This window comes from Thermomonospora catenispora (assembly GCF_006363815.1).
GTDB lineage: Bacteria > Actinomycetota > Actinomycetes > Streptosporangiales > Streptosporangiaceae > Thermomonospora > Thermomonospora catenispora.
Genome location: NZ_RRYT01000007.1, coordinates 195,485 through 203,620, shown reverse-complemented (window position 1 = coordinate 203,620; position 8,136 = coordinate 195,485). Strand labels below are relative to the sequence as shown.

Sequence of the window (8,136 nt, the reverse complement as noted above, 5' to 3'; positions counted from 1 at the left end):
GGTCCGGGCCGGTCCGTCCCCGCGGCCGCCGCCGGCGCGCCGCGCGCGACGCCTCTCCGGCCCGTCAGGCCGGCGGCGACGGGCGCGGCGCGGTCACAGGCCGGGGATCTGGCCGTTGCGGAAGGCGTCGACGAAGAGACGGTGGTCGTCGCGGACGACCTCGGCGTACCCCATGCCGAAGGAGATCATGGCGTCCACGAACGCCTCCTCGCCGGTCCGCCCGATCGCCTCCAGGATCGCCTCCTCCACCTGGAAGTCCACCAGCGAGTGGTCCGAGTCCCGGTCCGACACGCAGTGGATCTTGGCGGTGGCGCGGCCCAGGTCCTCCAGCAGCGGCAGCATCTCCGCCGGCTCGGTCAGCCCCGACCAGTCCAGGTCCTCCTCGTACGGCGACAGCTCCTGCACCACATAGCCGACCCCGTCGATCTGCGTGTAGCCCAGCCACGGGTCGGTGTTGGCCTGCAACGCCCGCCGCGACACCGCCGTGCGGTGCCCGTGGTGCAGGAAGAACTCCCGGATCCGCGCATCGTCCACCACCCGGCTCGGCGCCGCCACGTTCCCCTGCTTCATCGACAGGATCACGTCGTTCTCCAGCGCCTGGGTGCGGCCCTCCACGAGGACGGTGTAGGCCGACAGCCCCGCCGACCCGATCCCGAAGCCGTGGCTGCCGACGATGTCCTTGACCCGGTAGGTGATGCTGGAGAACCGCTTCTGGGCCGGGATCGTCTCCAGGTATTCGGCGAACGCCGCCTCCACCTTGGCCCGCTCGGCCTCCTCCAGCCGCCGCATCCCCGGGCCGGAGGCGAACCGCCGCTCGTGCCGCTCCACCAGCGTCATGCGCTCCAGCAGCGCGATCCGCGTGGAGGCCAGCGCCCGGTTCAGCACCTCCCGCACATGGCCCTCGGCGTTGTCCAGCGTGATCGCCCAGTCGGTGTCGCCGGGATTGGCCTGGAAGTAGCGGACCTGGTCGAGGTAGGCCCGCACATAGGCCTCGATCATCCGGCGGATGTCCTCGTCGGAGATCGCCTTGATCCACGCCAGCAGCGCCACGCTCGCCACCAGCCGCTTGACGTCCCAGGTGAAGTGCCCCAGGTACGCCTCGTCGAAGTCGTTGACGTCGAAGACGAACAGGCCGTCGTCGTTCATGTAGGTGCCGAAGTTCTCCGCGTGCAGGTCCCCTTGGATCCACACGCGGGAGGTGCGCTCATCGGCCCAGGGGTCCTCGTCGTGGACGATGTCGGCGTAGTACAGGCAGGCGCTGCCCCGGTAGAACGCGAACGGGTCGGAGGCCATCTTGCGGAACCGGCGGCGGAACTCCGCCGGGCTGCGCCGCATCAGGTCGGCGAACGTCTCCACCAGCACGTTCACGATCTGCGCCTGCCGCTCCGCGGGCTCTCGCCGCCGCAACGACTCCACGATGCTCACCGTGCGCTCCCTCCGCTCGTCTCGCTCGGGGTCGTCGAACCCCTCCCCTGAGACGCCGCGGTCGGGCCGGGCGCCTCAGGGGAAAGCAAGATCATTCTTGCGGAGAGAGCCCCAACCGGGCGGTGAAAAGATCACGAACACCGGGCGTCGACCGCACCAGCTCCAGCGCGGCCTCGGCGTGGCCGGGCACGTACCCGTTGCCGATCAGCATCGTCACATCGGCCGCCAGCGCCTCGGCCCCCAGCGCCGCCACGGTGAAGGAGGTGGCCATCGAGAAGAACACCACCGTCCCGCCCTGCGCGGTGGCCAGGATCGCGCCGTGCTCGCAGCCGGGCACGTCCACGCACACCACGGTCACGTCCGCCGGCCCTCCGGCCGCCCGCACCGCCGTCTCCACCGCCACCGGGTCGCGGGCGTCGGCGACCGTCACCCGGTCCGCCAGCCCGGCCGACTCCAGCGAAGCGGCCTCCCGGTCGTCGCGGACCACCCCGATCAAGGTGCGGGCCCCCGCCCGCCGCGCCGCCGCCAGCGACAGCGATCCGCTCTTGCCCGCCGCCCCCAGCACCGCCACCACCGGGGCGGTCCCGGCGGCGCGCACCACCCGGGCGGTCAGCGCCGGGGCGCCGCACACGTCCAGCACCGCCAGCGACAACGGAGTGGGCAGGTCGTCGGGGAGCACCGCGGCGATCGACCGGGCGAACAGGATCGCGTGCCCTTCGGCGGGGACCTGCTCCTCCAACCCGTCCCAGCGGGCCAGCCCGTCGGTGATCGCCAACGGCGTGCAGGTCAGCGACACCAGCGTGGCGATCCGGTCCCCCACCGCGAGGCCCAGCGGGGAGTCCGGGCCGACCTCCTCGACCGTCCCGATCAGCATCCCGCCCGACCCGGTCACCGGATTGTGCATCTTGCCGCGCTCGGCGACGATCTCCAACACCGCGGCGCGGATGGCCGCCCCGTCGCCGCCGTGCCGATCGTGCAGCTGCCGGTAGGAGGCGGCGTCCAGGTTCAGGCGTTCCAGGCGGACCCTGACCTCGTCGGGAGCGATCCGCGGATCGGGGTCCAGCCGTCGGGCGGCCTGCGGGAGCACCCCGGGCGGGTCCAGGACCCGATGCAGCCCGAGGGGGGACGATGCGGGCGATGCAGTGCTGTGATCCATCCGTTCACGGTAGCCCGACCCCCGCTTGCTTGAGAACATCCTGGGTACCACTGGATTAAACGAAATTCTTCCCGTACGGTCTGATCGAGACCGCAACATATCCGGATTCCCTTGGGCGTCGACACCCAACGGAGGGTGCCCATGACCACCATGACCACCGCCACGCCGTCGGCGGCCGCGCCGAGCCCCGCGCCCCAGCCCTACACCTACCGCCGCCGCCCCCTCGTCGAACCCGACTGGCGCCGCCTGCCCGGCTGGCGTGACGTCACCCGCGCCGAATGGGAGTCCGCCCAGTGGCAGCGCGCCCACTGCATCAAGAACATCCGGCAGCTGCGCGAGGTCCTCGGCGACCTGATCGACGAGTCCTTCTACGCCGACCTGCATCGCGACCAGACCACCCACGCCACCATGTCGATGCTGGTCACCCCGCAGATGCTCAACACCATGGACACCAGCGACACCGAGGCGTTCTACGCCGACCCGGTGCGCCGCTACATGATCCCGGTGGCCGGCGACCGCCGCGCCGACTGGCCCTCCCACCCCCGCGCCAGCCGCGACTCCCTGCACGAGGCGCAGATGTGGGTCGTCGAGGGACTCACCCACCGCTACCCCACCAAGGTCCTGGCCGAGCTGCTGCCCACCTGCCCCCAGTACTGCGGCCACTGCACCCGCATGGACCTGGTCGGCACCTCCACCCCCGCCGTCGCCAAACACCGGTTCACCCTGAAGAACCCCGACCGGCACGCCGCCATGCTCGACTACCTGCGCCGCACCCCCGGCGTCCGCGACGTGGTGGTCTCCGGCGGCGACGTCGCCAACCTCCCCTGGCCGCGGCTGGAGGCGTTCGTGGACGCGCTGCTGGACATCGACTCCATCCGCGACATCCGGCTGGCCTCCAAGGCCCTCATGGGACTGCCCCAGCACTGGCTGCAGGACGAGGTCCGCGCCGGCATGGAACGCCTGGCCGCCAAGGCCCGCCGCCGCGGCGTCCAGATCGCCGTGCACACCCACGTCAACACCGCGCGTTCCCTCACCCCGCTGGTCGCCCGCGCCGCCCGCGCCCTGCTGGACACCGGCATCCGCGACGTCCGCAACCAGGGGGTCCTGCTGCACGGCGTCAACGACACCCCGGAAGACCTGCTGGACCTGTCGTTCGCGCTGCTCGACGAGGCCCAGATCATGCCGTACTACCTGTACATGTGCGACATGATCCCCGGCAGCGAGCACTGGCGGCTGCCGCTGTGGCGGGCCCAGGAGCTGCAGCACGCGATCATGGGCTATCTGCCCGGCTTCGCCACCCCGCGCATCGTGTGCGACGTGCCCTACGTGGGCAAGCGCTGGGTCCACCAGCCCGCCGACTACGACCGGGAGCGCGGCATCTCCTACTGGACCAAGAACTACCGCACCGCCCTGGAGGGGAACGACCCCGAGGCCCTCACCCGCCGCTACGAGTACTACGACCCGATCCACACCCTCCCGCCCGCCGGACAGGCTTGGTGGCGCGAGCGGGCCGCCGGGTGATCGATGTCGGGGAGGAACGGGGTGGGCACCTGACCCGAGGGCTTTACATTGTAGATTAGTTGCTCGGGGCGGGGCGTCCTGTGGCAGCATCGACGGATGATCGTCGAACGTCAGGTCGAGTTGCGGTTCACCCCCGAGAGCCAGGCCGCCCTCACGCACGTCAACCTCTCGGCGGTACGCCAAGACGGCCGCTGCCTGTGGGTCGCCGGTGACGAGACCGCCACCGTCGAACGGCTCACCGCCGAACTCGACGCCGACGGCGCCGTCACCGGATACGGCGACCAGCGCACCATCCCGCTGGCCGACCTGGTCGACCTGCCCGCCGGCCCCGATGAGGAGGCCGACATCGAAGGGTTGGCCTGCGCCGACGGCTGGCTGTGGGCGGTCGGATCGCACAGCCTCAAACGCAAGCGGATCAAAGAGGGCCACTCCGACGCCAAGGCCCGCAAACGGCTGGCCACCGTCGTCCGCGAGGAGAACCGGCACATCCTGGTGCGGATCCCGCTGACGACCGGCCCCGACGGTCTCCCCCAGGCGGTCCGCGCCGACGGCGACCGCACCGCCGCCGTGCTCGGCGGCCGCGGCGACTCCCTCACCGACCTGCTCGCCGACGACCCCCACCTCGCACCGTTCCTGAACATCCCCGGCAAGGACAACGGCGTCGACATCGAGGGCATCGCCGCCGTGGGCGAGCGTCTCTACATCGGGTTCCGCGGCCCGGTGCTGCGCGGCTGGGCGGTGCTGGTGGAGATCCGGCCCAAGACCCACCCCGATGACCCGGGCCGGCTGAAGCTGCGCCGCATCGACGGCGACGAGCGCTACCGCACCCACTTCCTGGACCTGGGGGGCCTGGGCATCCGCGACCTGTGCCCCGACGGGGACGACCTGCTCATCCTCGCCGGCCCCACGATGGCGCTCAGCGGCCCGGTCCGGGTGCTGCGCTGGCGCGGCGCGGCCAAGGCCGCCGCCCCCGGCATCGTGCACCGCAGCGAACTCGACCACCTCGGCGACCTGCCGCACGGCGACGGCGAGGACCACGCCGAGGGCATCGCCGTCCTGGACGAGTCCCACGGCCCCGGCCCCACCCTGCTGGTGGTCTACGACAGCCCCGCCGCGGCACGGCTCACCCCCGACGGCGGCATCCGGGCCGACGTCGTCTCCTTCGCCCGCTGACGCCCCTCCGGTGCGGGCGCCGGCCGTCGGCGCCCGCACCGGCGCCGCCCGCCCGCCGCACCCGAGTAAGGATGCGCTTGCACGGTCTGCTTGGATGTCCTCGCACCGGTCGGGCGAAAGGAACCGAGCATGTTCGAATGGTCCGCGGAAGAACTCATGATCCGCGACGCCGTCCGCGACTGGGTCGACGCCGAGGTGCGGCCCCGCCTCGACGACCTGGACTCCGGGCGGATCCCTCCCTATGACCTGATCCGCAATCTGATGCGCACCTTCGGCATGGACGAGATGGCGCGCGCCTCGTTCCGCAAGCGCCTCTCCGGCGAGGGCGGCGGGTCGGGCGGCGGACGCGACGTCTCGATGGCGCTGCTGCCGATCATCGAACTGTGCAAGGTCTCCCCCGGCATGGTCACCGCCATGGGCGTCAGCCTCGGCCTGGCCGCCGGCACCATCATGAAGCGCGGCACCCCTGAGCAGCGCGAGCGCTGGGGCCTGGACCTGCTCACCTTCGACAAGATCGGCGCCTGGGCGATCACCGAGCCCGGCTCCGGCAGCGACGCGTTCGGCGGCATGCAGTCCACCGCCCGCAAGGTCGGCGACGAGTACGTCCTCAACGGCGGCAAGACCTTCATCACCAACGGCCCCTACGCCGACACCATCGTCTTCTACTGCAAGCTCGACGACGGCCGACCCCCGAGGGAACGCGAGATCCTCACCTTCGTGCTGGACCGCGGCATGCCCGGCCTGGAACAGAGCAAGCCGCTGCGCAAGATGGGCCTGCACTCCTCCCCCACCGGCGAGCTGTTCCTGAACGACGTGCGGGTCGGCCCCGACCGGTTGCTGTCCGGCGGCGGCAGCGGCAAGGAGTCGGCCAGGCAGAACTTCGTCACCGAACGCGCCGGGCTGGCCGCCATGGCCCTCGGCGTCATCGAGGAATGCCTGCGCCTGTCGGTCGACTACGCCAAGAACCGCGTGCTGTGGGGCAAGCCCATCGGCGAGTACCAGCTCATCCAGCTCAAGCTCGCCAAGATGGAGATCGCCCGCCTCAACGTGCAGAACCTGGTCTTCCGGTACATCGAGATGCAGCGCGCCGGCCGCACCCCCACCCTGGCGGAGGCCTCGGCGATGAAGCTGTACGCCGCGCAGGCCGCCGTCGAGGTCACCGGCGAGGCGGTGCAGCTGTTCGGCGGCAACGGCTACATGAGCGAGTTCCGGGTCGAACAGCTGGCCCGCGACGCCAAGTCGTTCCAGATCTACGCCGGCACCGACGAGATCCAGATCACCCACATCGCCCGCGACCTGCTGTCCCGCTGAACGCCGCGGCGGGCCCGCAACCCGACGGGCGCCCCGGCGCGAACAAAACCGGCATCGCAGGCGTCGGAAACGTCGGTGGGGCCGGCCTCGGCGCGGAGGCCGGCGCCACCGGCGCGATCATCTGGACAGCCGCCGAAGGGAACTGGATACTCGCCATCATGGACGGTCAGGCCTCGTACCCGGTTCGGGCGTCCGACAAGGACCGCGACCGGGTGCTGCAGGCGCTCGGCGACCGCGTCGCCGAGGGCCGGATCTCCCATGACACCTTCCTCCGGCGGGTCGACCAGGTGCTGGCCGCCCGCAGCCGCGCCGAGCTCGAGGACATCGTGCACGACCTGCCCCCGCGCAACGGCGTGGTGGAGCGCATCACCTCACTGGTCTCCTCGGTGTCGGCGATGACCGCGCGGATCGAGGCCGCCTGGCGGACGCCCCGGCTGCCCCGGTTCCGACTCCCGCCCGCCCACGTCGGCCGCATCCTCATCGGCCGCGCACCCGGCTGCCACTTCGTGCTGACCGACCTGACCGTCTCCCGCTTCCACGCCGAGCTGTTCGCCGAGAACGGCGAGTGGATGCTCGCCGACCTCGGCTCGATGAACGGCACCCGCATCAACGGCTGGCGACTGACCGGCCCCGCCCGGGTGCGGCCCGGCGACGAGGTCGGCTTCGGCAACTCCACCTTCATCGTCACCGCCGCCTGATCCCGCGGCGCCGGTCGCGTCGCGGCGGCCCCGGCGGCTCCTCGGCGCCGACGCCGCCGCAGCCGATCAGCCGCGGACGATCAGGCGGTACCGGTCCTCGCGGGCGCGCCCGACGGCCCTCACAGCGGACCGGCCCGGTGGACCACGACCGACACCGCGATGTACTGCAGCGCGTACGCCGCCACCGTCAGCGCGTGGAACACCTCATGGAACCCGAACCACCGCGGCGAGGGATCCGGCCGCCGCAGCCCGTACACCAGGCCGCCGAGGCTGTAGAGGACCCCGCCTGCGATCACCAGCGTCGCCACCGTCCAGCCGGCGCCCTCCAGGAACTGCGGCACGAAGAACGCCGCCGCCCAGCCCAGCCCGATGTACAAGGCGGTGTAGAGCCACCGCGGCGCCCTCACCCACAACACCCGGAACAGCACCCCGGCGACCGCGCCGCACCACACCACCGACAACACGATCGCCCGCGCCGCCCCGTCCAGGACCAGCGCCGCGAACGGCGTGTAGGTGCCGGCGATGATCAGGTAGATGTTGGCATGGTCCAGCCGCCGCAGCAGGCCCTCCGTCCGCGCCGACCAGCGGCCCCGGTGATAGAGCGCCGACACCCCGAACAGCAGCGCGGAGGTCAGCGCGTACACCGCCGCCACCAGCCGGGCCTGCACCGTGGGCCCCAGCGCCACCAGCACCATGCCGGCCACCAGCGCCAGCGGGAACGCCCCCAGATGCAGCCAGCCGCGCAGTCTGGGCTTCACCCAGTCGGCGCCCTGTCCGATCCGGCCGGCGCCCTGCTCGAGGCCTTGCATCGGCACCTCCCGTCGCAAGCGTAACGACGATCCGTCCGGGCTC

Annotated in this window: 7 protein-coding genes; 4 read left to right on the top strand and 3 right to left on the bottom strand. The window is 71.8% G+C overall.

What is annotated here, in order from left to right; genetic code table 11:
• Window positions 1–93 precede the first annotated feature (93 nt).
• A complete protein-coding gene (locus EIO00_RS08565) occupies window positions 94–1,425 on the bottom strand; it encodes a DUF2252 domain-containing protein (protein ID WP_241661220.1) in 1,332 nt (443 codons plus the stop codon).
• Between the two features lie 91 nt (window positions 1,426–1,516).
• Window positions 1,517–2,581 (bottom strand): L-erythro-3,5-diaminohexanoate dehydrogenase, encoded by a 1,065-nt coding sequence (gene kdd, locus EIO00_RS25570; protein ID WP_140176898.1) that lies wholly within the window; start codon window positions 2,579–2,581, stop codon window positions 1,517–1,519.
• A gap of 141 nt (window positions 2,582–2,722) precedes the next feature.
• Between kdd and EIO00_RS08555 the strand changes: the two genes are divergently transcribed.
• The 4 genes from EIO00_RS08555 to EIO00_RS08540 all read left to right on the top strand — a co-directional run bounded on the left by EIO00_RS08555 (window position 2,723) and on the right by EIO00_RS08540 (window position 7,284).
• Complete coding sequence (locus EIO00_RS08555) at window positions 2,723–4,102, top strand: KamA family radical SAM protein (RefSeq protein ID WP_206664080.1); 1,380 nt, start codon at window positions 2,723–2,725, stop codon at window positions 4,100–4,102.
• 96 nt (window positions 4,103–4,198) lie between these two features.
• A complete protein-coding gene (locus tag EIO00_RS08550) occupies window positions 4,199–5,275 on the top strand; it encodes a DUF3616 domain-containing protein (RefSeq protein ID WP_140176896.1) in 1,077 nt (358 codons plus the stop codon).
• A gap of 129 nt (window positions 5,276–5,404) precedes the next feature.
• A complete protein-coding gene (locus EIO00_RS08545) occupies window positions 5,405–6,586 on the top strand; it encodes an acyl-CoA dehydrogenase family protein (RefSeq protein ID WP_140176894.1) in 1,182 nt (393 codons plus the stop codon).
• A gap of 158 nt (window positions 6,587–6,744) precedes the next feature.
• Entirely contained in the window at window positions 6,745–7,284 is a 540-nt protein-coding gene (locus EIO00_RS08540; protein ID WP_140176892.1) for a DUF1707 and FHA domain-containing protein, read from the top strand.
• A 119-nt stretch (window positions 7,285–7,403) separates the two neighbouring features.
• Here EIO00_RS08540 and trhA read toward each other — a convergent pair whose 3' ends face one another.
• Window positions 7,404–8,093, bottom strand: a complete 690-nt coding sequence (gene trhA, locus EIO00_RS08535) for a PAQR family membrane homeostasis protein TrhA (RefSeq protein ID WP_140176890.1) — start codon at window positions 8,091–8,093, stop codon at window positions 7,404–7,406.
• Window positions 8,094–8,136 lie beyond the last annotated feature (43 nt).

What these genes read in the sequence shown, in the direction of transcription:
- kdd (WP_140176898.1), bottom strand. Translation starts at nt 2,581, where the DNA reads ATGGATCACAGCACTGCATCGCCCGCATCGTCCCCCCTCGGGCTGCAT.
- EIO00_RS08555 (WP_206664080.1), top strand. Translation starts at nt 2,723, where the DNA reads ATGACCACCATGACCACCGCCACGCCGTCGGCGGCCGCGCCGAGCCCC.
- EIO00_RS08550 (WP_140176896.1), top strand. Translation starts at nt 4,199, where the DNA reads ATGATCGTCGAACGTCAGGTCGAGTTGCGGTTCACCCCCGAGAGCCAG.
- EIO00_RS08545 (WP_140176894.1), top strand. Translation starts at nt 5,405, where the DNA reads ATGTTCGAATGGTCCGCGGAAGAACTCATGATCCGCGACGCCGTCCGC.
- EIO00_RS08540 (WP_140176892.1), top strand. Translation starts at nt 6,745, where the DNA reads ATGGACGGTCAGGCCTCGTACCCGGTTCGGGCGTCCGACAAGGACCGC.
- trhA (WP_140176890.1), bottom strand. Translation starts at nt 8,093, where the DNA reads ATGCAAGGCCTCGAGCAGGGCGCCGGCCGGATCGGACAGGGCGCCGAC.